The organism is Marinobacter persicus, assembly GCF_900114155.1.
Lineage (GTDB): Bacteria > Pseudomonadota > Gammaproteobacteria > Pseudomonadales > Oleiphilaceae > Marinobacter > Marinobacter persicus.
In genome coordinates this window covers 1-22,049 of record NZ_FOSC01000007.1, presented here as the reverse complement: position 1 = coordinate 22,049, position 22,049 = coordinate 1, and the positions used below count along the sequence as shown (strand labels likewise).

General features: G+C 50.3%; 21 protein-coding genes. 13 read left to right on the top strand and 8 right to left on the bottom strand.

Going from position 1 to position 22,049, the window contains the following annotated elements; translation table 11 throughout:
• Window positions 1-3 precede the first annotated feature (3 nt).
• From BMZ63_RS08745 to BMZ63_RS08705, 9 genes are all read left to right on the top strand, one after another.
• Complete coding sequence (locus BMZ63_RS08745) at window positions 4-1,569, top strand: TnsD family Tn7-like transposition protein (RefSeq protein WP_091704489.1); 1,566 nt, start codon at window positions 4-6, stop codon at window positions 1,567-1,569.
• On the top strand, window positions 1,505-3,160 hold the full coding sequence (locus BMZ63_RS08740; protein ID WP_143072206.1) for a Tn7-like element transposition protein TnsE: 1,656 nt from the start codon (window positions 1,505-1,507) through the stop codon (window positions 3,158-3,160). Before BMZ63_RS08745 ends, BMZ63_RS08740 begins: the two co-directional genes overlap by 65 nt.
• 139 nt (window positions 3,161-3,299) lie before the next feature.
• On the top strand, window positions 3,300-4,430 hold the full coding sequence (locus tag BMZ63_RS08735) for a DUF3800 domain-containing protein (RefSeq protein WP_091704483.1): 1,131 nt from the start codon (window positions 3,300-3,302) through the stop codon (window positions 4,428-4,430).
• 244 nt (window positions 4,431-4,674) lie between these two features.
• Window positions 4,675-6,621, top strand: coding sequence for a Qat anti-phage system ATPase QatA (gene qatA, locus BMZ63_RS08730; protein ID WP_091704480.1), 1,947 nt, complete (start codon window positions 4,675-4,677; stop codon window positions 6,619-6,621).
• Window positions 6,621-7,469: a Qat anti-phage system associated protein QatB gene (gene qatB / locus BMZ63_RS15260; RefSeq protein WP_342351335.1), complete on the top strand. Its 849-nt coding sequence runs from the start codon at window positions 6,621-6,623 to the stop codon at window positions 7,467-7,469. Before qatA ends, qatB begins: the two co-directional genes overlap by 1 nt.
• The gene (qatC, locus tag BMZ63_RS08720; protein ID WP_091704471.1) at window positions 7,466-8,833 is read left to right on the top strand and encodes a Qat anti-phage system QueC-like protein QatC; all 1,368 of its coding nucleotides are present in this window, start codon (window positions 7,466-7,468) and stop codon (window positions 8,831-8,833) included. The genes qatB and qatC overlap by 4 nt, the downstream gene beginning before the upstream one ends.
• A complete protein-coding gene (qatD, locus tag BMZ63_RS08715; RefSeq protein WP_306821720.1) occupies window positions 8,805-9,599 on the top strand; it encodes a Qat anti-phage system TatD family nuclease QatD in 795 nt (264 codons plus the stop codon). Before qatC ends, qatD begins: the two co-directional genes overlap by 29 nt.
• A 195-nt stretch (window positions 9,600-9,794) precedes the next feature.
• The gene (gene panB / locus BMZ63_RS08710; RefSeq protein WP_091704465.1) at window positions 9,795-10,580 is read left to right on the top strand and encodes a 3-methyl-2-oxobutanoate hydroxymethyltransferase; all 786 of its coding nucleotides are present in this window, start codon (window positions 9,795-9,797) and stop codon (window positions 10,578-10,580) included.
• 58 nt (window positions 10,581-10,638) lie between these two features.
• Window positions 10,639-11,259, top strand: a complete 621-nt coding sequence (locus BMZ63_RS08705) for a LysE family translocator (protein WP_091704462.1) — start codon at window positions 10,639-10,641, stop codon at window positions 11,257-11,259.
• 106 nt (window positions 11,260-11,365) lie between these two features.
• Here the strand turns inward: BMZ63_RS08705 and BMZ63_RS08700 are convergent, their stop codons facing one another.
• Both BMZ63_RS08700 and BMZ63_RS08695 read right to left on the bottom strand, forming a co-directional pair.
• Window positions 11,366-11,830 carry an NUDIX hydrolase gene (locus BMZ63_RS08700; RefSeq protein ID WP_091704460.1) on the bottom strand — a complete coding sequence of 155 codons (465 nt, stop codon included), beginning with the start codon at window positions 11,828-11,830 and terminating at the stop codon, window positions 11,366-11,368.
• Between the two features lie 232 nt (window positions 11,831-12,062).
• Window positions 12,063-12,644: a TetR/AcrR family transcriptional regulator gene (locus tag BMZ63_RS08695; RefSeq protein WP_091704457.1), complete on the bottom strand. Its 582-nt coding sequence runs from the start codon at window positions 12,642-12,644 to the stop codon at window positions 12,063-12,065.
• 103 nt (window positions 12,645-12,747) lie between these two features.
• Here BMZ63_RS08695 and BMZ63_RS08690 point away from each other — a divergent pair, with 103 nt between their 5' ends.
• Window positions 12,748-13,230 (top strand): HPP family protein, encoded by a 483-nt coding sequence (locus BMZ63_RS08690; RefSeq protein ID WP_177187053.1) that lies wholly within the window; start codon window positions 12,748-12,750, stop codon window positions 13,228-13,230.
• 13 nt (window positions 13,231-13,243) lie between these two features.
• Here the strand turns inward: BMZ63_RS08690 and BMZ63_RS08685 are convergent, their stop codons facing one another.
• On the bottom strand, window positions 13,244-14,140 hold the full coding sequence (locus BMZ63_RS08685) for a LysR family transcriptional regulator (protein WP_177187052.1): 897 nt from the start codon (window positions 14,138-14,140) through the stop codon (window positions 13,244-13,246).
• A gap of 144 nt (window positions 14,141-14,284) precedes the next feature.
• Between BMZ63_RS08685 and BMZ63_RS08680 the strand changes: the two genes are divergently transcribed.
• The 3 genes from BMZ63_RS08680 (at window position 14,285) to BMZ63_RS08670 (ending at window position 16,754) form a co-directional block, all read left to right on the top strand.
• Window positions 14,285-15,439: an MFS transporter gene (locus BMZ63_RS08680; RefSeq protein WP_091704452.1), complete on the top strand. Its 1,155-nt coding sequence runs from the start codon at window positions 14,285-14,287 to the stop codon at window positions 15,437-15,439.
• A 245-nt stretch (window positions 15,440-15,684) separates the two neighbouring features.
• Window positions 15,685-16,161, top strand: coding sequence for a GNAT family N-acetyltransferase (locus BMZ63_RS08675; RefSeq protein WP_227663470.1), 477 nt, complete (start codon window positions 15,685-15,687; stop codon window positions 16,159-16,161).
• 128 nt (window positions 16,162-16,289) lie between these two features.
• Window positions 16,290-16,754 (top strand): GNAT family N-acetyltransferase, encoded by a 465-nt coding sequence (locus BMZ63_RS08670; protein ID WP_091704449.1) that lies wholly within the window; start codon window positions 16,290-16,292, stop codon window positions 16,752-16,754.
• A 70-nt stretch (window positions 16,755-16,824) separates the two neighbouring features.
• On the opposite strand, the gene BMZ63_RS08665 is transcribed toward BMZ63_RS08670, so the two are convergent.
• The 5 genes from BMZ63_RS08665 to BMZ63_RS08645 form a co-directional block, all read right to left on the bottom strand.
• Entirely contained in the window at window positions 16,825-17,247 is a 423-nt protein-coding gene (locus BMZ63_RS08665; protein WP_091704446.1) for an ATP-binding cassette domain-containing protein, read from the bottom strand.
• Between the two features lie 108 nt (window positions 17,248-17,355).
• Window positions 17,356-18,033 carry a LysE family translocator gene (locus tag BMZ63_RS08660; protein WP_091704443.1) on the bottom strand — a complete coding sequence of 226 codons (678 nt, stop codon included), beginning with the start codon at window positions 18,031-18,033 and terminating at the stop codon, window positions 17,356-17,358.
• A gap of 65 nt (window positions 18,034-18,098) precedes the next feature.
• Complete coding sequence (locus tag BMZ63_RS08655) at window positions 18,099-19,010, bottom strand: helix-turn-helix domain-containing protein (protein ID WP_091704441.1); 912 nt, start codon at window positions 19,008-19,010, stop codon at window positions 18,099-18,101.
• 32 nt (window positions 19,011-19,042) lie between these two features.
• Window positions 19,043-20,323, bottom strand: coding sequence for an aminotransferase-like domain-containing protein (locus BMZ63_RS08650; protein WP_091704438.1), 1,281 nt, complete (start codon window positions 20,321-20,323; stop codon window positions 19,043-19,045).
• Between the two features lie 439 nt (window positions 20,324-20,762).
• Window positions 20,763-21,983, bottom strand: a complete 1,221-nt coding sequence (locus BMZ63_RS08645; RefSeq protein ID WP_091704435.1) for an MFS transporter — start codon at window positions 21,981-21,983, stop codon at window positions 20,763-20,765.
• Window positions 21,984-22,049 lie beyond the last annotated feature (66 nt).

Here is a 22,049-nt window from a genome sequence, read left to right as displayed (position 1 = left end):
GCCATGCTGAACTTCCCGGTTCCGTACCCTGAGGAGCTGATATATAGCACAGTGGCCAGGGCAGGCATTCGGGAGGGGATTATTAGCCCTAAAGAATTGCTGGATGAGGTGTATGGTAATCGCAACGTCATCGCCACGCTGGATTTGCCCAATCAACTATCGAGGATTTCTCGGTGGTTGCTCACTGGTTATAGTGTTGAAGTGATTGCCTACTACCACACTCTATTCCCCTTGTACGCCCCATTCATCCCGGAAGAACGCCGCAAACGGTGCCTGGCATGGATGGCTGGCGAATCCCGAGGTGCAGTGCACCTCGCGATGGGCGTCGCCGCATCGCTTGTGAAGGTGCCTGGCCGTGTTCGATATTGTCCCGGGTGCCTGAAAGAGCAACAACGTACCTATGGAGAGTATTTCTGGAAGCGGGAGTGGCAGATAGCCGGAGTGGACTGTTGTGAGAAGCACGGCGAACTCATACATGCGGCCATTCCCCGCCCCTTAGTCAATCAGCACCGCTACCATGACGCTTCGCCAGACACTTGTCCGCTATTTCCTCAAAAACCTGATTGTAACGAATCAGAGATGATTCTTACTCAGGTTAGGGAGCTATTGAAACAACGGCCGGCCATTTCACCGAGTTATGAGCAGTGGTCTTTTCACTACCACCGATTGGCTCAACAGTCTGGTTTTATTCGCGGCCAGGCTCACATTGACCATGCTGCCATTGCCGAGACTGTTTCAGACCACTGGCCTGCGAGGTTTTTGCGCCGATATGGTTTGGGGATAGACCGGAATTCGGATTATTGCTGGCTACGAGGGATTTTCCGGAAACACCGGAAATCCTTCAGCTACCTCCAGCACATTATTGTTCACCACGCGCTTTTGCCTGAATGCTGGTCGATCACCGATGTTATTGAGAGTGTCAGAGAGTCGCGCATGCCCCTATCACCAGGGCCATCAGAGTCAACCTGGGAGGCGTACATCGCGGCTACACACGGCTTAACGCCAGATCAGCACGACTGGATTAAAATGCTGGCAGACCGGTCACCGAAAAAGGCCCGTGTAGCGGCCCCGGCGCTTTACGCCCGGTTGTATCGGTACGATCGATTGTGGCTGAAGCAGGTCAATCAAGTTCAACCACGAACGCAGGCTCTTAAAAGAAAACCGAGAATTGATTGGCGGCAGCGGGACCGGCATTATTTAACCAAACTGCGGGAAATTCTCAGGTTTTTGCGTGCGGCCCCACGCGGCCCCCGGCATTCACAAACGTATTTGCTGAAACAACTGGGTAAGCTCTCCACGCTGGAAAAGACACTCGATCGGTTGCCGCGAACCCGGCGACTGCTGGCACGTTATACCGAAAGCGTTCCCGAATACCAGGTACGGCGGCTGAGAAACGCTTGGTGGGAATTAAAGCAGGAGTTTCAGTACCCACCACGTTGGCGTTTGATCCGTATCGCCGGGCTAAGTGAAACACGGCTTACCGACCAAGCACGGGATTACTTGCATGGCCTCGAAGAGAACGAAGAAGACACCAACGATCAAGGGAATCAAGGACAACAGCCAGGTTAAAGAAATTGGCTCAATGGTTCGTGATCTGCGAACTCCAAACTGGTACATCGAGGTGAAGCTGGATCCGGCCCAAGAAAAGGAAAAGTTTGGCATATCCCAGCTGGGCCTGATACCGAGGCGGCGTGCGTTAAATGTGACAAAGGCCGGAGGCTCCAAAGTTGCCGGTTATGAAAAGGACTTAAAGATAAACAGTACCAGCACCTGGTCGTCTTGCCGGATAGCCGACTGTCCAATAGTAAACATTCGCAGGCAGGGAGACCGGCAGCAATGGTGTTTTAGCTTTGAAGCCGGCGATACACAGTTTTTCCTGCCACAAATAGAAATGGCCCGGGCCCTTTTTTTCCATTCTGCCTACCTGACTCGCCTAGCAATGAACCCGAATGGATTAGACGAGGAATTCGACGTTCAGATGGGTGAGAACCCGAATAGGGCAGAGATCCATATCTTGCCAAGTAGCTCACTGCCTAGGGTAGTGCGAGGTAACCCCAGCCAACGCAGAATGCTGGCGTGGCTTCTGTTGGATAAAAAGGTTCGGAACTCGTTTCAAAGCATCGCCCAATACCAACTGACAGAGGGCGAAGTTAGAAATGGTCGCCGGTACTGGCCGTTCCGTTTCGATCCCCCGCCTTTAGAAAACGTGAAAATGAAGGTGCGAGGTCAATACGCCAAAGAGTCTGAGCTTTTTTTCGTGTATGAAATACACAGTCTTACAAACCTGAGCAGCCAGATCCCGAAAGAGATAGAGTTCTTCGATCCGAAATTCAAGGAGCAAAAAGCAGGGAAAAAAGGCAGTACCACAGAAAGAGGGGGAACGGATGGCCCACCGGAGATTAATGATGACGAGCTGCCAACTACCGATGCAGATGAGTACGTGCTGGAGGTCCCGGAAGTAGAATTGGAGTTCTCCGAGCCTGCTTACACTACCCGCAAGCCTTCGGATGGCAGACGTAAGTCTGCTGCCAGAAAGGGAAAATCAGAGGGAGGCGTTGTTGATCTGGCTGACGGCACAACGGATGTCAGTACTGATGAGCCAACCGTTCGAGGAGAGCTGCCAGCGGGTGTTTCTGATGGCATTGATGACCAGAGTGAGGATTCACATCTATTCACCCACAAATTTGAAGCATTTATTGCCATGAGCGACCTGTTGGAAATCAAAGGTTGCCGAATCGTGGCTGAAGAAATGATTCCGCTACCGGCGCTGAAAGGTCACTCGAAATATCGACTGCCAGATGGCAACCCAAGATACTTGCTTTACCGTGTGTTCAGATATCAAAACCAGAATTATGCATTGGTGGAGGTTGATACCGTAGGCTCTGAAGCAAGACTCTCGACACTGCTTCTGAAGCAACCATCTGAAAAATACGATTGGCACTCAAAGCTTTCGGCTATGGGCTGGTCGTTGGTGAAGGCTTCCTTACGCTGGCCTGCCAATGAGAAGCTAAAAAAGGACTTTCCTGCTGGGTTCCGTCGAATTTCTCATCAACAAAACATCACATCAAGCCTGGGCCCAACAGACACGGCTACATTGTGCCATTGGATGGGTCGGGTCTATGCTGTGCTTGCTGAATTACATACTACTCGGTTGCTCTAGGTGCATCAGCCCAATCCCGACTTTGTGCTGGCTCTGTATCCGATAGATCGTTAGGATTGAGCAGCAGCTGCCACTTTACGTCATTCTCGGCTTACTACTTAAGATAATTGCACTTTCATAAGTTAATAAATTTATTATTATGATGACCAAAATCCAAGTTAAAGAATTAAGAGAGAATATTTCGCCGCTCCGTAATTGGGACAGTGAAATGCAGATGTTCTATGATGAGACTAACAATGTTAGGCGTTTAAAGTTAACGGAAGTGGGGCTAAATGCGCCGATTGAAAATCCTTTTGTTCTTGCTGGGGTTGCGACTCAAAGCGGACTCCCGGCGTCGAGCGAAGAATCTCTCCGTGATTTACTTAAAATCCAAAGATCTGCTAATGAAATCAAGTTCGAATATCTTTCTAAAGGAAGCTACGAAGATGCTTTGGGGTCAGAGAGGATTTCAAATTTTTTGGTATGGATTTTAGACAACGATATTTATATTCATTACTCTTTTATAGACATCCTTTACTGGTCAATTCTGGATATTGTCGAATCACTAATGCCTGGAGATCCTCTTGGAATCATTCCGTTTCATCTAGAGATTAAATCGGAACTTCATTATTTTGTGAGTAAGAATTCATATGAATTCATGCAATTGTTGGTTAATTTTAACTATCCAAATATAAAGCGGTCTGAGGTTTCTAGTTTCCTTAGTGAAATTTTACGATTCTTGGATTCCCAAGTAGTTGAGGACCGAAGTCTTGCAACACCTATATTAAAACAGACGATCAGAAATGCGTCAAAAATTAGAGGGCTAGAGCTACCTTTCTTGCATGATGATGAGCCGGGGGAGTTAATTAAAGATTTTAGTCCTCATTTTTTACACCGTTTGTATCTATTTAAAAATTCTTCCCATACTTTTGATAGAGAAACGCATATAGAGAAGGTGCTATCAAAAGTGGAAGTCTATGACGGATCCAAAAGGCTGGATTATATATTTTTGAACTCAAAGAGCAGCATCGGTGTTCAGATATCTGATGTGGTAGCAGGGCTAATGGGAAGGCACTTTGGTTTTGTTAGTCAGAATTCATTGCCAGTCTTACGACAGAAAAAGAAGAGCTTCTCTCAAGCTCAGTTAAAAACTCTTGAGCTGTTGCGATTACTAATTGATCGTTCCAATGCTTTCAGTGAGGGTTTACTTCATTCTGTTGCGCCGTTGGAAACTTTGCTTAGAAATGATGCGTTTCTACACGATAGATCAGTGCCTGATTTTTTGGGATAGTATGACAATTATGAAGAATGCGATTAAAGTTACTAGATATGGTGTTGTGACCTGCCCGTCCTTATCGGTCGTGGGTTATTGTTGGGAGCGGGCATCCATGAACAGCAGAGCCACATTGAGGAAGGCAGGTCAAAACATCATGCCATCTCAGTTGGTGGTCAACCCCCCATCGACGGCCGAAATTGATCCAGTAATCCAACGTGCCTGATCCGACCCTAGAAACACTGCTGCTCCGGGGGACTGTATGATTGTCGCCGATAACGAAACATCTGTTGATCTTCTGTATTACGAAGCCATTGCTCATACCGTAGTGCGTCTGGTTAATGAGAAGTCGGATGAACCGCTGACAGTTGGCGTTCACGGTGACTGGGGCGCAGGGAAGTCAAGTGTGTTGATGATGGTAGAGGATGCTTTTGCCGACCGTGAACGTGTCCTCTGCGTGAGATTCAATGGATGGTTATTTCAGGGGTATGAGGACGCGAAAGCCGTCCTTATCGAGACAATTGTAGAGGAACTGCTGCGGAGCCAGTCAGCATCGACCCGAGTTGTTAACCAGGCAAAAACGGTTTTGCGTAGGGTTGACTGGATGAAGTTTGCGCGCAGAGTCGGTGGTGTGGCCTTCACTGCAGCGACCGGTGTCCCGCATCCGGACACGCTGAAGGAACTCTACGGCGCTGCATCAAACCTGGTTGGAAAGTCGGCTGATTCGATCACCCAGGGTGATCTCCGGTCAGTCGTCGAGCAGGCCGGACAATATCTGAAGGAAGCGGAACCTGAAACTGAAACTGCACCGCAGCAGATGCATGCCTTTCGAGAAGAGTTCGAGGAGCTTTTGCGCCGCGCTGATATCGATCGTTTGGTTGTGCTAGTAGATGACCTGGATCGTTGTCTTCCTGAGACCGCAATTGAAACTCTGGAGGCCATTCGCCTCTTCCTATTTGTGCCTAAGGCAGCATTCGTCATCGCTGCCGACGAGGGCATGATCGAATATGCTGTGAGGCAGCATTTCCCAGACCTTCCGGTGGCTGCTGGGCCAGCAACGTATGCGAGGAACTATCTCGAAAAGTTGATTCAGGTGCCATTTCGTTTGCCATCGCTAGGGTATGCTGAGACTCGTATCTATATCATCCTTTTGCTTGTGTTGAACGAATGCGGTGAGCAGTCGGATGAGTTTCAGAAATTGGTTGCCTTTGCGCGCCAGGTTCTGCGACGCCCATGGAAAGGTCCGGGACTCGATCGAAACGGCGTTGCGGAGGCGCTAGGGACCGTGCCGCCCTCGGTAGAGCGAGCCCTCGATCTTGCGTACCGGATCGCGCCTATCCTGACTGACGGTGCACGCGGCAATCCACGGCAGGTGAAGCGGTTTATCAATACGATGGTGTTACGCCTCGCAATCGCGGAGGAGAGGGGGTTTGGTGATGACCTCAATCCAACTGTTCTGGCGAAAATCATGCTGGCGGAACGCTTTGCGCCGGAGGTTTATGATGCAATTGCGCGAGGATCAGCAGGGACAGGGGCCTCTGAGGAGTTGGCCGAGCTTGAAGCTGTAGTTCGTGGTGACAGGCAAGAACCGAAGGATGCTGAGGGCGGTAAGAAAAAAGATACAGGGAGCGACGTGGCCCTCGAAGCATCGGCATTACCAGATTGGCCTAATCTGGAGTGGGCCAAGCAGTGGGCCATGATCGATCCATCACTTGCTGAATACGATCTGAGGCCCTATGTCTTCGTAACTCGTGATAGGCGCAGCGTTTTCGGCGCGGTCACGTCGCTCGGGGAACTTGATGAGCTACTCGCTAAGCTTAGCGGTCCACCGCTTCAGGTGCGACAGGCAGCTGCGGAGGTGGCGCGTCTGCCTGGCTCCGAAGCCGAGCAGCTTTTTGACGCCTTGCGAGCCAAAGCCACTGTAGCGGAGGACTTTAGTGAGCAGCCAGCCGGTGCGCTAGGTCTCGCAGTAATCTGTCAGCATCATTCGTTTTTGCAGCCTTCCCTCATTGCCTTTCTAAAGGGGCTGCCGGTTTCCAAGCTAGGCCCGTGGGCTGTAACCGGGTGGACGAATGCATTGACGTCGGAGGATGTGAAGGTGGAATTCAAGACGCTTCTTTCAGAATGGGCTGCACAGGATGACAATAAACCCTTGCAGGTCGCGGCCAAGGCAGCGAGGCAAATGGGTAGAGGCGGGGAGAGACGCTAGTGGGGACGTCAGGATCTTTTGGTGGCTCAAAGACCGGGCTGGTGCCAAGCTGGGTTGATGATCCACCTGCTGTGCCGGTAGCAGCACCCGAAGGCGGTGAATCGCCTGACGGTAATGGTGATAGTGACGGTGAGCTGCCATCACCTATCTATCCTCCATTACAGCCCCCGCCCCCGGGCACGGGACTTGGTCAAGCGCGCGGCAGCCTTACACGGGGAGCCAGAACCTCTGACGGCAACGCTATTCGTCGCGGTGCCGGGCGATATGTAGCCGCGAGTGGTGGTGGAAGGGGTGCTTCGCGCCGCATGCCTAACTCACGGGCTACAGCCGGTGGTGTTGCTGGTCTAGTTCGCACTTTTGCTACACAAGGGCCTGCTGAGGCGTTGAAGCCATTCAACCTTCAAGAACTTGCAGGTGCGCCAGCCGTAGATGTATTCGTCGCGTTGACAGAAGCATTGTGTCCGCCGGGAGGGACGATCGATGAGGCGATAGCGCGTGATGCGATGCTCGAAACCATCGCAGCACTGGCAGCCGAGGGCATCGGCAATTTTGACGAGATGGTGCCGGCCGATCTTCAGGAGTTCTTTATCGGCGTTGTTAGTCGATCTATCGAGGGTAAGATATTGAACGAGGTTGGTACGAACAGCATTCGCGTCTCGTCCGATCTCACCTCAGTAGAGCGGGCGCAGCGTATGTTACATGAGTTCGTCGAGGGTTGTGTTCGAGACAGGTTTTCGTCTTTTGGATCCAGCCTGGCCGATGTGAGTGGCCAACAGATTGATAACTTCGTTTTCGATCTTTACGAGGCCGCATTTAACCTTATGCACGCTATGGGTGATGCGTCATGAAAAGGTTTAGCCTGATTGGACGACTTGGTGCCGATGACAAGGCGAACGTTCGGGTTATCCAGAGAGACTCTGCGGAACATGAGATCAACTTCCTGAATGCTGACAGGAAGATCGACTTTGGAATTGGGCACGCACTCGACCAACTGTCCTCACTAGGGCTGGAGCCAGCAGAGGAAGCTGTGGACCTTGTGCTGCTCGCCGCTATGGTCAACGCCGGTGATACACGTGTGTCAAGGAAGATAAATGCTCAGGATGGCTGGACCCGTGAGATCGATCTATATGTGCCAGTTTCAGACCCGCCTATGTGGACGCGGCTATCTCGACGGCTTGAATCGCTTTTGAAATTCCTAACCGGTGACCGTTGGCGACTCTTCTTCCGAGCTCGTCCGGAACGGATGTCATCGATCGTTGAGCCAACCGAAAGTCTTTTGCTCGATGGCTTTGACGAGGTTTGTTTATTCTCCGGCGGGTTGGATAGCTTGATTGGTGCGATCGATCTTATCGATGACGGTAAGTATCCCCTCCTTGTTAGTCACTACTGGGATGCAGAGACAGCCAAGGCCCAAACCTATCTCCTTGAGCGTATACGGCGACGGTTTCCCACCGTTGAGCCCCAGGCTATTCGGGTGCACCTCGGGTTTGATCATAACCATCTGGATACCGGAGAGGTTGAGGAAACCCAGCGTGGTCGGTCTTTTTTGTTTTTCGCTCTAGCGTCTCTGACGGCCTCAGCATTCCAAAAGCCGGTAACTGTGAATGTGCCGGAAAATGGTTTGATTGCACTCAATGTTCCGCTAGATCCTTTGAGGTTTGGTGCGCTGAGCACGCGAACGGCACATCCTCACTTCATTGCAGGTATAAACCAGTTGCTTGAAGCTATCGGCATCCAAGCAACGCTTTTGAACCGGTATCGACACAGCACGAAGGGGGAAATGGTGAATTCTTGTGCGGACCTGGATTTTCTTAGAGAGGTAGTCGGCAATTCGATGTCGTGCTCGTCTCCCGCCAAGGCGCGTTACAAGAAACTTTCACCGCGCCACTGTGGCTACTGTGTTCCGTGCCTTATTCGCCGAGCTTCCTTAAAGGCTGGACTTCGGTCGAGCGATCCCACGCTTTATACTGTTTCGGACCTCGCAGCGCAAACCCTCTTTACTGACAGGTCGGAAGGTGAACATGTAAGATCATTCCAGCTTATGGCCAAACGATTAGCCGATCGGCCGGAACTAGCCGACATTCTGATTCACAAGCCCGGCCCGTTAACAGCCGCGCCGGCTGAGATACCTGATTATGCCGAGGTTTTCCGACGGGGTGTCTTGGAAGTAGCTGAACTACTTGATGGCGTTACCGCCAGACCGAGTCGATGATATGCGTCCTGAATTTGTGGATTTTCATTGTCACCTAGACCTATATCCTGATCTGGAGGGTGCGATCGCGGAGTGTGAGGCACGGCAAACGGCAACCTTGGCAGTCACCACTACCCCCAAAGCTTTCCCGCGAAACAGGCAGTTGGCGAGTAATAGTGAGTTCGTCCGTGTAGGGTTAGGTATTCACCCTCAACTGGTTGCTGAGAGAGCCCATGAGTTGAACTTGTTTGAACAGCTCCTTCCAGAAACGCGATATGTCGGAGAGGTTGGTCTGGATGCTGGACCGCATCACTATCGGTCATTCGATCAGCAAAGGGAGGTTTTCCGCTCAATACTTTGTCTTTGTGCGCGGGCAGGAGACAAAATCCTAAGTGTGCACAGTGTTCGATCTGCGAAGCATGTTCTTGATCTGGTCGAGGAGCATCTACCAGCCGACCGAGGGAAAGTAGTCTTACACTGGTTCACAGGAACTGTGTCGGAGGTGCGGCGTGGTGTACAGTTGGGGTGTTATTTCTCCGTGAACGAGCGGATGCTCAGTTCGCAGAAGGGGCGGCGTATTCTGTGCGAGATTCCTGATGATCGGTTGCTCACGGAGACGGACGGCCCTTTTGTAGAAAGATCTGGCCGGCCCGTGGGACCGGGAGACGTAAAGCCGGCGCTTGGAGAAGCGGCTAAGATTAAAAACATAGGTATAGAAAATTTGCAAGATCGTGTCCTGAAGAACTTGAGGGATATTTTAAAGGTAAGCTCCGCTAAGGATCAGTGAGGCAGATAACGTTTAATCTGTTTCGTTCATTAATGCTTGCTGCTGGGGTCCCACGTTTATCTTTATTTTTTCCCCTCGCCCAGAACGCAACGTCTGTTTTAATGTGGTGGGCGGCACTCTCTTGTCTTCCGCTGAGGTGTGGGCATTGCTGGCAAAAAGATCGGCCTGAAACTCATAGGACATAGGAGAGAGATCATGAAGCTGAGTGCAAGATCGTTATCCAAACTCAAAGGCGTAAAGCCTATTACCATGTTGACCGCATACAATTGTCCCGTGGCACGAAGCCTTGAAGAAGCTGGTATCCCGGTGATTCTGGTAGGCGACACTGTGGGTATGGTAGAGATGGGATTTGAGAGTACGCGGCAAGTCACCATCGAGCACATGGAGTATCACATTGGTGCTGTTCGAAGAGGCGCCCCGGATACGCATATCATTGGCGATCTTCCGTTTGGCACTGATAAAGATGCAAACACTGCTCTAGTGAATGCCCGGCGGTTGATTGCGGCCGGAGCGGATAGCGTAAAACTTGAAGGGCCCAATGTCCCCGCGATCCAGTGCTTGGTTCAAGATGGGATACCGGTTGTTGGTCATGCCGGTCTATTGCCGCAGACGGCAAGTAGTTTCAAGCAGGCAGGTAAAACAGCGCCAGAAGCCCAACAAATTATGGAAGGCGCGAAAGCAATTGAGGGCGCCGGGGCGTTTATGGTGGTTTTGGAACATATACCTTACTCATTAGCCGGGCGGATTACGCAAGCACTTTCAGCCCCGACGATCGGTATTGGCGCGGGGCCTGATTGTGACGGTCAGGTACTGGTTATTAATGATGCGTTGGGACTGGGTGACTATTGGCCACCTTTCTCAAAACAATATGCTTATGTCAGCCAGACAGTACTGGATGTAGCGCGCGCCTTCTCGAAAGAAGTTGAATCCGGAGAGTTCCCGAACAATATCATTCGAATGACTGGGACCCATTGGAAGTAGATGGCAGTGACGGTGCTTCAGAAGCCACCTTGCTGTAGTTCATAAAGGAGAATCAACTGTGACCCTATCGACGATCCTTTTATTCATACCAGCGAGCTTTGCTTTAAACATGGCTCCTGGGCCAAACAACCTTCTTTCAATGGCGAATGCCAAACGTTACGGCATCAAGGCAGCCTGTTGTGCTGGCATTGGTCGGCTTGTTGCTTTTGTGGGCATGATTACTCTTGCAGCTACGGGTTTGGCAACGGTGCTGTATACGTCGGAGAAGTTATTTCTCGCCATAAAAGTCGTCGGCGGACTATATCTGCTTTGGCTGGCTTTCCAGCTTTGGACAGCTGATCCAACCGGTGCCGATGATGAGTCACCTGCGGGTAAAAATTTGCTCCAACTGGCGAAACAAGAATTTCTTTTAGCGGCTGGTAACCCAAAGGCCATTTTGATTTTTACGGCCTTTCTCCCTCAGTTTGTCGACCCGTCAGGTTCAATAGGACTCCAGTTCTTGATTTTGGGTGCTCTTTTTCTGATGCTTGAGTGGATAGCGATAAGCACGTACGCCTTCTTTGGTAAGGGATTGCGCCACTGGTTTTCTCGTCCAGCTATGCGTCGACTATTCAATAGGATCTGTGCTGGATTTCTTGGGAGTGCCGGAGTCGGATTGCTATTGGCTCGCCGTGAGTGAGCTAACTAAGCGCGTAAGGCTCCTGATTGGGAACGACAGTTACCTCTTGCTTCCCGCACCGTTAACTCACGTAGCATTCATCAATGCCCCAAATTGGTTGGATTTGTCATAATGTTTGGCTTTCTAGCTTGTTAGCCAGATGAGCAACCTCTACCACACCCAGACTTAGTGCTAAATCATGATTCTCTAGGCTGCGTATCGGAATCCAGCGTGCATCCAGGGCATCATCCCCAGCAACGGGCTCACCGGCAATCCATCGACATAACACTGCTATAAGCACAAAGTGCTGTTGGATTTGTCCAGAGTCATCACGGCCAAAGACGTCTACCGCAGTGAACGTGTTTACAGCGTGTGCCTGAATTCCCGTTTCTTCATATAGTTCACGTATTGCTGCGCTTTCAATAGTTTCGCCGAAATCTATCTTTCCTCCGGGAAACCCCCAGAACTGAGCATCTGGTGGGTTCTTTCGGCGGACTAGTAACACGTTGCCATCTCGAATCACCGTAGCAATTGTTGCAGGGATCGGGCGCTGCAAAGAGCTGGGGCCGGGTTTGTGTGAGTTTTTCTCCATTAGTTCATACTCCTAACACCAGGGTTGGCTTTTGGTCTGATCAAGCTTGGGGTGCTACCTCCGCAGGACTTTATCCATACCCATGGTGTTCAACGAGTTGAACTGTCGTCACTGCAAACCGAAGTAGATTCAGCTCCACCGAGCCAAGCGCGATGCAGATTGCGGGCGGTACCTGAATTACCATTGCGCAAGGCCCCGCTGTAAACCAAGACTCGATGGTCCAAGCATTCCCTCACACATCACCCACTCGGTCTCGCAGGATATTTTCCAGTATATCTTTGGCTTCCATGGCTGCGTTTCGGTTCCCCCGAACATGAGCCATAGATATAGCCCCCTCCTTGAGCAAAACAATCAGGTTTGTGAGCTCGTTTGTTAATTCCTCTGAAAGAGACAATTCGTCGACATGCTGTCTAATTAAGGCCGTCACATCGGCTTTGTGTCCTGCACAAGCCTGATGGATGGCATTGTCTCGGTCACCAAATTCAGCACAGGCATTAATAAAGAAACAACCATTGAAGTGGTCGATCTCCGGCACACGATCATGAAACCAGTCATCCAGGGCATTAAATAACTCCAGAATAGCAGCCTTGCCTGCGGAGACCTGCTCCAGCCGTGAGGCCAGCCAAGCCCTGTAATTGCGGTCACGGTACTGGATTGTGGCCCCTATCAGATGCTCTTTGCTGGGAAAGTGATGGTAAAGCGTTTTCTTGGCTATGCCGGATTCTGCCAGTACAAGATTTACACCCACGGCATGGATGCCCCGGGAGTAGAACAATTGAAAGGCAGTACGAACCAGCTCTTCTTGCTTGTCCATGAATACAGAACCTGCGTTAGTTAGCCCAGACTCTTGCATATTGACACGGGTAGACAATACTGTCTACCCTGAGTAGACCAATCTGTCTACTGGAGACTTACTGATGTATCAACGCCTGACCACCTCACGATATTTTGTTCCTCTGCTGGCCGGCCTGGGAGCCATGCTGTGTATTACCACCCTCGGAAGCCTGGGCAGCGCTTTTCAGTCTTCTGTCTGGTTGATGGCGCCCTTTGGTGCAACGATGGTAATCCTGTTCGGGTTGCCGGAAAGCCCGCTGGCACAGCCAAGAAACATCATCGTTGGTCATTTGTTGACCGCCGCGATCGGCCTTCTTGTGGCTACCTTCGCGGGCGTTACACCATGGTCTATGGGGTTGGCAGTAGGGTTAGCCGTATGCTTGATGTTGTTGACCAAAACAACTCACCCACCGGCTGGAGCCAATCCGTTAGTTGTTATGGTGGCCGGTGAACACTGGGATTTTTTGCTCATGCCCGTAGGGGCAGGTGCCGTTCTCATTGTGGTATTTGGGGTTTTTTACCACCGGCTTATTTCCGGGCATCGCTATCCGACGCACTGGTTGTAAGTCTGTCTTCCTACTACATACCGGTCAGGGGTTGTGAGTTGACCAGTTCCCGGAGTTTTTCACTTAAGGGGTTTCCCTCCTTGCTGGCCATCAGAAGTGGCTGAGAGCAGCACTCACCCGCCAAAGGTATGGTGATCAGGCCGTGAGCCATAGACGCAGCACTGGCAGGAAGGATTGTGATGCCGATACCGGCTCCAACGAAACAAAGCGTACTGCCAATATCGGGTACCTCTAAAACACGGCTTATGGACATCCCTGCCTTGTCTGCTAACGTCTCCAGTTGTCGCCTTAGAAAGGTTCTTTGGGTGGCTGGTTGGAGCAAAATTCGTTCGCCGTCAAGCTCCTTGAAGTTGATTGATGATCTTTCCTGCAGCCGATGGCCTCGGTTCAGGATCACAAAAAGCGGCTCATCTCCCAACCTGGAAACGGACAAGCCAGACAAAGAGTCTTCATTCAGATCAGCCCGGAGTATCGCGGCATCAAGCTTGCCGGCTTTAAGCGCCGTGATATGAACAAGGGCATTCCCTTCAATTATTTCCAAATCCAGCATTGGGCGTTCGGTGAGTAGGTGAGCCAGAGCCGACGTGAGGGTTGTGGAGAAGATCGCGCTAGCCGAATAACCAACGCGCAACGTTCCTATGTCACCATGGGCTGCCTGCCTTGCAATACTGACGCTTCGATGCGTTGCACTGAGTACCTCCAGACTTTCTCCGAGAAAGGCTTCGCCGGCTTTTGTAAGTTGGACTCCCCGGGTATTCCGCTCGAAAAGCTTTACGTCCAGAGTTTCTTCCAGTGCTTTGATGCTTTGACTCAGCGGTGGCTGGGTAATATGCAATCGCTCGGCAGCTCGTCTGAAGTTGAGCTCTTCCGCAACCGCCACAAAATGCTTGATCTGTTTCAGTTCGACCATCTCATACATCCCTCCCTTCAGTAGAGAATACCCTGATTTATGACCCAGGGCTCTGTCAGATCCTGTATCACTGCGATACTAAAACCGACATTCATTCGGGCTTGGTTCCCACGTAGCTTATTCCTGTCTGGAAAGGAATAAGTCATGCGTACAGTCTTGATTATCGGATCGCTCGGCGCTTTTTTTAACTTGTATCAGCTGCAGGCCCTGTACCCACAGTTGGTGGATCGGTTTGGTACAACGTTATCTGAGGCTGGCTGGCTAAATATGGCGTCGTTGCTGGGGATGATGATAACTGCGCCGATAACCGGTGCGATGACCAAACACGCCAGCCCTTCTAGGCTCCTGGTATTGGGGTTCCTGGCACTGGCGACGCTTAATGCTTCGGCTGCCTTTTCTACGAGTCAGCACTGGCTTTTCATACTGCGGCTTGGCCAGGGAATCGTTATTCCATTTCTTTTGACATCAACAATGAAGCTGGTCTCAACCCGCCCCGGGAGCTTGGTGCCGCTGTATGTTACCGGAACGATTGTGGGTAGCACATTCAGTCGGATGTATCCTGCGTGGTCAGTTGATGCAATTGGCTGGGAGCTGGGGTTCCTGAGTTCGGCATGCCTGATGGTGCTGTCCGCAGTGACGATTCACTTTCTTTCGGATGCCTCCGGCGCTGCGCCAGCGAACGGCTTCGAGCGGCATCAGGTTCCGCAGCAATACGCGAGACAAGCCTTCGCCGACCGCACGCTGTTCGTTGCGTATCTCGCAGGATTCGCACTGCTTTTCACGCAAAGCGCGGTTTTCACGGCACTCGGTCTGCGGCTTTCCCAAGAGCCGTATCTTTGGGATTCAGAGCAGATTGGAACGATCTATTTAGCTTGCCTGCCTGCACTTTTTTTCGTTCTTACTTCGCGCTTCGTGAGGCGCTACATGAGCGAAACAGCGCTGACAGTATCACTGATTTCGTTGATATGGGTATCGCTCTGGATGATCGGCGGAACCAGCACGTCCATCATTGTAGGCGTTGCGCTGTTCGCCACAGGAACATACATGTTTCAGACCGTGACGACGCGGTTGTTAAGCAGCTCTCGCAAAGTGCCGGTTGCAGTGGCAACCGGAATCTACCTCTCTTTCTATTACTTGGGCGGCGCTATTGGTGCAAGTCTCGCGGCTTATGCATTTGCTGCATCGTCCTGGAACGGAGTTTTTGCGTGTATCGCGATAACCCAGGCATCCATCTTTTGGCTGGTTCTTTGTGTGCGACATAGTTCCTTAATGCAGCGCACAAAAGAGTTGAGATGTTGATTTTGATCGCCCTTTCTCTGGGACTTGAGCGGATAGTGATATGCGCCTACGCCTTCTTTGGTATGGTATTGAGCCACTGGTTTTTTCTTCCGGCTATGCGCCACTTGGTCAACAGGATCTGCGTCAGATTTCTTGGGGATGCCGGGGCGGGCTGCTACTGGCTGAGCGTGAGTGAACTAACCTATCGCGTAAGGCGGTGTGGGCTTCGCTCAGCGTTATGTTTCTGAGTCATCGAGATTGGAGTAATGATGAATTTAGATGGGTTGATTGTGCGGGAAGCAAGGGATAGTGACTATCGCTCTCTCGTTGCACTGGAACAGAAAGTGATTGATGCCGAGCGACCGTATAATGCATCTCTGAAAGATAAAGATGCCTATTACTACGACATCGAAAAGCTGATTTCGGATCGTGATAGTCGGTTGGTCGTTGGAGAGGTGTCTGGCGATATCGTCGCTACAGGGTACGTTCAATTGCGCCACTCAAAGCCTGCCTTGGACCACGATAAGCATGGATATTTGGGATTCATGTATGTGGCAGAGGAGTATAGAGGGCTCGGGCTAAACAAGGTTATCTTGCAAGATTTGGTCAGCTGGGGTCAACAACGAGGAGTGGTAGACTTCTACCTTGACGTGTACGCGGAGAATAACTCTGCGGTTCGAGCGTATGAGAAGTTTGGCTTTCGTGGTTCTCTGCTCGAGATGAAGTTGAATCTTGAGGGTTGATTCAAAAAATAACTATTGCAGCATGCGCACCCTTTCCGTTGTGCCTTCAGCTCCATTCCATAGGCGCATGCTGCAACCATTAGTCTGTTTGCGAACGAGAGCCTTAATACGTCAGGGATGCTGCAGCTATGAGTTCAGTGAAGATCAGGTACCCCGAAGAAAGAGATCGAGCGTTGGCTGTAGAGATGTTACGAGATGCTGAAGTGATGCGGTTTCTTGGGCCTCGTCGCCCCCTCACACAGATAGAGGCAATGGATTGGTTTGACGACGCGCTACACAAACCTTCCCGTTTTGTTATTGCTGATGCGAAGACAGATGAGTTCGTTGGTTTCTGTGGCCTTAAAAAAATCAATGATATGTGGGATTTCGGTTACTTCCTCCGGTCGGAGTTTTGGGGGCGCGGAATAGCAACCGAAGCCTGCAGAATAGCTATTGAGCGGCTATCGAATCAAACGGATTTCTCGAAAATCCAGGTCTTTATTGCCGACGACAACAAAGCGAGCAAACGAGTAGCTGAAAAGCTTGGATGGAATAGAACACAGTCAGGTTACAACAACGGTGAATTTGGTCATTTTTATTTGATTGCGCCGTAAATTCAGTAAAGTGTCAGAAGTGTAGTGTGAGCGACTGCTTTTGGTAGTTCGGATGACATATTGGTCCTCATTAAAGTGGCTGCACATTCCAACCATGTTCAGTCCCAACCAAACAATCTGTAAGTCCGATGTTTTTTAGAAATGTGTCATCATGGGACACCACGACCAACGCACCGTGGTAGTTACGTGACATGACTTCTAAAGCTTGTACTGAGCGCAAATCAAGGTGATTGCTCGGTTCATCAAGTAACAACAGTTGTGGTAGTGAATCGGCGTAGAGTATGCAGGCTAGAGCTCCCTTCAGACGCTCACCGCCACTTAGTGACCCGCTGGGGGTTACTATTTTCTGTGCATCAAGCCCCAATTGAGCTAGGCGCATACGTAAGTCCCTTCCGGTAGCTGTACGGTTTGCTGCTTGCAACTGTTCTAATACCGTCTTCTCCGGACTCAGGTTTTCTAATCGCTGATCAAGATATGCGCTTTCTGGTGTCATCTTGGCTTCCCCGGCCACAGGAGCAACTTGGGAGGCGGGCCGGTTTATGGATCAGGCGGAGACAGCCCTCGGGTAGACCCGTACTGAATGTCCTGCGGGCTGGTCAGCTCATATTGTCGTCTGCCTGATAACTGATAAACCGGAAACAGCCTCGTATGCCAAGGTAAGAGCCATCAGAATGATTAAGCCACCTCCGATACGGTTTACGATTTTAATACTGTCCACATTAGCAAAAAGGCGGGAGCTTACGCTGTGCGCAGTTACAACCCAGACACTATCGATCGCAATACCCAACATGATAGGTATCATCGAATACATGAGCAGGACGTTTGTGGGGCTCGCAAGATTACCGCTGAGAAAGCTGGGGACTATGGTTCCAAACATGATGAAAGCTTTGGGGTTGGTTATACCGACTATCACTCCAGCAGTGAGCGGTGATTTTCTCTTTGTTGGCTGTTCGGCTGCAACCGGGCTCGCGTCTTTCGAAGCTACAAGATATCCTATGCCGATAAGCAACAAGGCGATCGCACCCAGCATTCTGATAGCAGACAAAGCGAAATCGGACTTCAATATTAGAGGGCCGAGTCCAAACGAGAGAAGTATCGCAATGCTCAACATGCCAATTGCATTGCCGATCACGCCACGCAACGCATGACTTCTACCCTTCATGATTACCTGCCCAATAAAAAGCATGATGCTTGGGCCTGGTACAGCAATGAGTATCGAGCTGGTTATAATTAGGCCCAGTATCCCAATCCCACTGACAGATACCCCAATATCTTGCATGTAAATATTCCTCCATGGTTACTCATTACTTTGTCTCTGTGAATCACTCGATCCCCACAAAGGTTTCATATGAGGAAGATTGGTCGTTTCTCAAATTCTCTACGATAGTGTGATGGGGTTTGTCCGGTAAACTTCTTGAATTGTTTTGAAAAGTTGGAGGCGTCTGAAAAGCCTGAAGAAAGTGCAATTTCTAAAATGGAGTATTCGTTGCTCTGGAGTAACTGACTAGCATATTCTATTCGCTTTCTTAATATATAAGCGTGAGGGGAGTCGCCGGTTGCGGATTTGAATACACGACAAAAATAAAAAGGACTTAAAGCTACTTGCCGAGCTAAGTCATCTACAAAAATTCGATTGGAAAGATTCGATTCGATATATTCATCGATCCAGCGAACTTGTCTGGTTGTCAGGGTTGACCGGGTGGTGTTATCGGTTCTCACTCTCCTTGTGTTTTCGCAGATGATCTGAGCCGCTAACGCTTTACCATAAAATTCGGCAAACATTGGACCATGCGGGTTGCCGTCTCCGATTTCATTGTCGATTGCCAGAGCGGTTTCCAGAAGCAAGCTGTTTTGTTTGAAAAACAGAGGATGACCGTGGAAGCGGCTAACGCCCATTTCTTCCGCCACGCTTGAAACAAGTTTCTCTGGGATGGTCATCAACAGCAGCTTACCCAATGGCGATGTATAACTGACCTGGTGGGGGCAGTTGTGGGGCAGATACACTGCAGAGCCCCTGTTTTGCGATTCTTTTCGGACGGTACCATCTACGCGTCGGTTAGCCTGAGAGGCCGAATTGAGCTTTACCATTAAGTAATGACCGGTCAAAGCATGTTCGATGGTTTCAAAATGATCTTTTTCTACTCGCTCGAAAAAGACACTCTGCCATCCAAACTCACGACTTCCCCTGCCATCGTTGTCGGCGAGAAGCTGCTGTCGATCGTCTTCATGTTGGAAGTTAAATTGTTTCAGGCCCATAAAAATTCCGTTTAAAATGGTCGGTGTTTGCGCTAGTCCTGAGTTTCGCGTTGTTCCGTCCGCTGGATCGCAATCGCAAGCCGCTTAACAGCTTCGTCCGCCAGGGACGGAGTGATCGTTGAGAACGAAAGGCGAATCGAACTTAAGTCAGGTGTTTCACTATAAAAATATTTCCCCGGAACGAACATCACGCTCTGGCTGAGAGCTTGCTGAAGAACGAGTGATGCGTCCAGCCCGCTTACAAATCGCCCCCAAAGAAACATTCCACCGTCGGGCACGTTGAGTTCCAGGGTGTTTGGCAAATGTTCAGAAATAGCTTTTATCAGCGCATCACGCCGGCATTTGTAGGCCTTTTTAAGAAGTTGAAGCCGGCCATCAAGACGGCCGCTTTTCAGGTAATAACCTGCAATGTATTGCGAAAGCGTACTACTGTGAAGGTCCATAGATTGCTTGGCACGGCATAGCGAGTGAAAATAGCTCTCCGGGGGAATACACCAACCCAAGCGTAATCCGGGGGCGACAGTTTTTGAAAAAGACGAAATGTAGATAACCCGGTTTTTCGAGTTAAATGACTGTTCGGCTATTTCAAAGAGTGACGCAACATGCTCTCCGTCGTATCGAAGATCTCCGTATGGGTCGTCTTCAACGATCATAATGTCATGACGGATAGCAAACTCAACAAGTTTTGTCCTTTCGGGAAGTCGCAGGGTTGTGCCGGTTGGATTACTGAAGTTGGGAACAAGGTACATCAGCTTAATACGGTTATTGGCAACCAATGATTCCAATCGTGTGAAATCAATGCCGTACTGATCACCTTGGAATACTAATGTCTTCGCTCCTGCCATATTGAAAACCTGTAATGCGGCCAGATAGGTTGGCTCTTCAACCAACACACTATCACCCTCATCAAGAAAGGCTCTGGCTACAATGTCGAGCGCCTGCTGCGAACCGCTTGTAACTAGAATATGGTCGGGTTCCGCGCTGATTCCCTGCGCTACCATGCGGGAGGCAATTTCTTCCCTTAAGAACAATTCTCCTTCGGTCAGTCCATATTGAAAAGTGGTATTTCTTGCACTTTCAACAGCTCGGAAAGTGGCTGCTTCAAGCCCTTCGGTATCTATGAGATCTGGCGCGGGTATTCCTCCCGCCAGCGAAATCATACCAGGGATTTTGGAATGCCTGAGCAGATCCCTTATCGCGGAACTGCTCATTGTCTGCATTCGACGAGAGAGCATGCTCTCGGAAGAGTTTGTTGACCGACGGTTCAGGTTCGTCTCAGACTCATTCGATTTTCTATCAGTATCTTTTGGCATATAAATCACTCTTGATTGGCTGACGCAACACTTTGCCGGCAGCCCTCGGATCCGTCCAAAAGGCTTTTTGGCACGACAAGTTAGCCAGAAGCAATCTGGCGATTGTTAATGCTCGTATTCATGAGCTCGCAATACGGTGACCAGATGAACTGGCTCCAGTATGCTTCGGCTACCTCTATCCAGTTTTCTGTGCTCCGCGTTTCTATTGGTTCCCACACGGGTTCTTTTCTTGAGTCTATGGTGATTCTGCCACGGTGTTGGAAATGGTAGGGTTGGATGAAAGTGCTTGTCTTGGTTCAGATTGCGAAATTTGTGTTGTTTTGCTCGTTTTGCCCACTGGCGTGATACGAGTGGTATAGCATTTAACCATGTTGCCAACCGCGAGCTTAATCAACCAGGTAACCCGCGCAGGAAGAATATTTGAAAACACAATAAGTTCTCACTTATGTGGTTGGTCTCTCAAAAATAGAGATGCGATTACCCCTAGCCCGCTTATGATTAAGGGCAGAATCAACGCGAATTGATAACTCTGAAGACTAGGGCCAGTTCCTTTTTCTGCAATAGACACGATATCCAGAATGATCCCAAAGCCCGATTGAACCAAAGCTGCTGCCAAGAATGCACCCATATTTACAAGCGCTGTTGCAAACCCGACGTTCTGCGGGGCTATCGCCTCCTTGGTGGCCGAAAAAATCACGCTTACCTGTCCTCCTGAGAGCCCCAGGAGTACAAACAGAACCATTGCTCCCCACCCAGGACGCCATTCAGCAAAAGCCATTACGCTCCATACAGTCGCCGATATCAGTGCTGCCGCAACAATTACCGGCTTCTTCGCTCCAATACGGTCAGCTGCCCACCCTGCAAACAAAGAGCCCACACCGTAAACAATAAGTGCAATAGTTGCGTACTGTGCGGCTTGTGTAGGTTGCAGGCCGAAACCGTCTATTAAGAGTGGCGCAGCCCACAACCCTAGAAATGCATACAGGGTTCCATTAGTGGCAGCTACACAAAGAAAAAGCAGCCATACTTGGCTGGATCGCAGGACGCCCCGATTTCCCTGCAGTAATTGATGTACTATTGCCTTGGATTTCGTTGAGTGCTCTTGTCTTCGCTTAGGGGCATCTCGACAGAAAACAACAAGACAGGTGGAGGCCAAAAACGTCAGGCCACCAAAAAAGAGAACAATCTCTCTCCAGCTGAACCAGTTCAGTAGATGCGCGGTCGGGCTCTGTGCTATCACACTCCCGAGTGCAGCCAGAAGCATCGTTGTGCCCATGACGAGCGAATGGCGATCTGAGGAAAACCAAGTTGCGTTGTAAGTCATCAGGGCGACGAAAACTGCCGATAACCCAAGCCCTATCAGAGCTGACCCCACGAGCAAAACCACTAGATTTGGGGCAAAACCAAAACAAAAAGCACCTATCGACGTTACAGCGCCCCCGATAATCCCACTATTTCGTACCCCAACCGAGTCGGTAAAAATGCCAGCGGGCACCTGCATCAGTGTGTAAACCCAGAAGTGCATTGATGCCACAATACCAAGTGCAGTGGCTGTCAAACTGAGTTCTTGCTGCATACTCCCCGACAAAGTCGCGGGCGCGAAACGGAAAAAGAAGCCACTGATGAAAATGCTAACAAGTGACTGTGGTGTCAATTCCATAAATTAAGCCATTTCAGCCCGCCATGGTTCCTGGTTTTTGATCATGGTATTGAGCACCACAATCAT

Excerpts from the sequence above, each read along its gene's own strand:
- BMZ63_RS08740 (WP_143072206.1), top strand. The coding sequence starts at position 1,505 with ATGGCCTCGAAGAGAACGAAGAAGACACCAACGATCAAGGGAATCAAG.
- qatD (WP_306821720.1), top strand. The coding sequence starts at position 8,805 with ATGGCGTTACCGCCAGACCGAGTCGATGATATGCGTCCTGAATTTGTG.
- BMZ63_RS08680 (WP_091704452.1), top strand. The coding sequence starts at position 14,285 with ATGCGTACAGTCTTGATTATCGGATCGCTCGGCGCTTTTTTTAACTTG.
- BMZ63_RS08745 (WP_091704489.1), top strand. The coding sequence starts at position 4 with ATGCTGAACTTCCCGGTTCCGTACCCTGAGGAGCTGATATATAGCACA.
- qatC (WP_091704471.1), top strand. The coding sequence starts at position 7,466 with ATGAAAAGGTTTAGCCTGATTGGACGACTTGGTGCCGATGACAAGGCG.
- BMZ63_RS08645 (WP_091704435.1), bottom strand. The coding sequence starts at position 21,983 with ATGGAATTGACACCACAGTCACTTGTTAGCATTTTCATCAGTGGCTTC.
- BMZ63_RS08685 (WP_177187052.1), bottom strand. The coding sequence starts at position 14,140 with ATGGTCGAACTGAAACAGATCAAGCATTTTGTGGCGGTTGCGGAAGAG.
- BMZ63_RS08660 (WP_091704443.1), bottom strand. The coding sequence starts at position 18,033 with ATGCAAGATATTGGGGTATCTGTCAGTGGGATTGGGATACTGGGCCTA.
- BMZ63_RS08690 (WP_177187053.1), top strand. The coding sequence starts at position 12,748 with ATGTATCAACGCCTGACCACCTCACGATATTTTGTTCCTCTGCTGGCC.
- BMZ63_RS08655 (WP_091704441.1), bottom strand. The coding sequence starts at position 19,010 with ATGGGCCTGAAACAATTTAACTTCCAACATGAAGACGATCGACAGCAG.
- BMZ63_RS08675 (WP_227663470.1), top strand. The coding sequence starts at position 15,685 with ATGATGAATTTAGATGGGTTGATTGTGCGGGAAGCAAGGGATAGTGAC.
- BMZ63_RS08700 (WP_091704460.1), bottom strand. The coding sequence starts at position 11,830 with ATGGAGAAAAACTCACACAAACCCGGCCCCAGCTCTTTGCAGCGCCCG.
- qatA (WP_091704480.1), top strand. The coding sequence starts at position 4,675 with ATGATTGTCGCCGATAACGAAACATCTGTTGATCTTCTGTATTACGAA.
- BMZ63_RS08670 (WP_091704449.1), top strand. The coding sequence starts at position 16,290 with ATGAGTTCAGTGAAGATCAGGTACCCCGAAGAAAGAGATCGAGCGTTG.
- panB (WP_091704465.1), top strand. The coding sequence starts at position 9,795 with ATGAAGCTGAGTGCAAGATCGTTATCCAAACTCAAAGGCGTAAAGCCT.
- BMZ63_RS08695 (WP_091704457.1), bottom strand. The coding sequence starts at position 12,644 with ATGGACAAGCAAGAAGAGCTGGTTCGTACTGCCTTTCAATTGTTCTAC.
- BMZ63_RS08665 (WP_091704446.1), bottom strand. The coding sequence starts at position 17,247 with ATGACACCAGAAAGCGCATATCTTGATCAGCGATTAGAAAACCTGAGT.
- BMZ63_RS08650 (WP_091704438.1), bottom strand. The coding sequence starts at position 20,323 with ATGCCAAAAGATACTGATAGAAAATCGAATGAGTCTGAGACGAACCTG.
- BMZ63_RS08735 (WP_091704483.1), top strand. The coding sequence starts at position 3,300 with ATGATGACCAAAATCCAAGTTAAAGAATTAAGAGAGAATATTTCGCCG.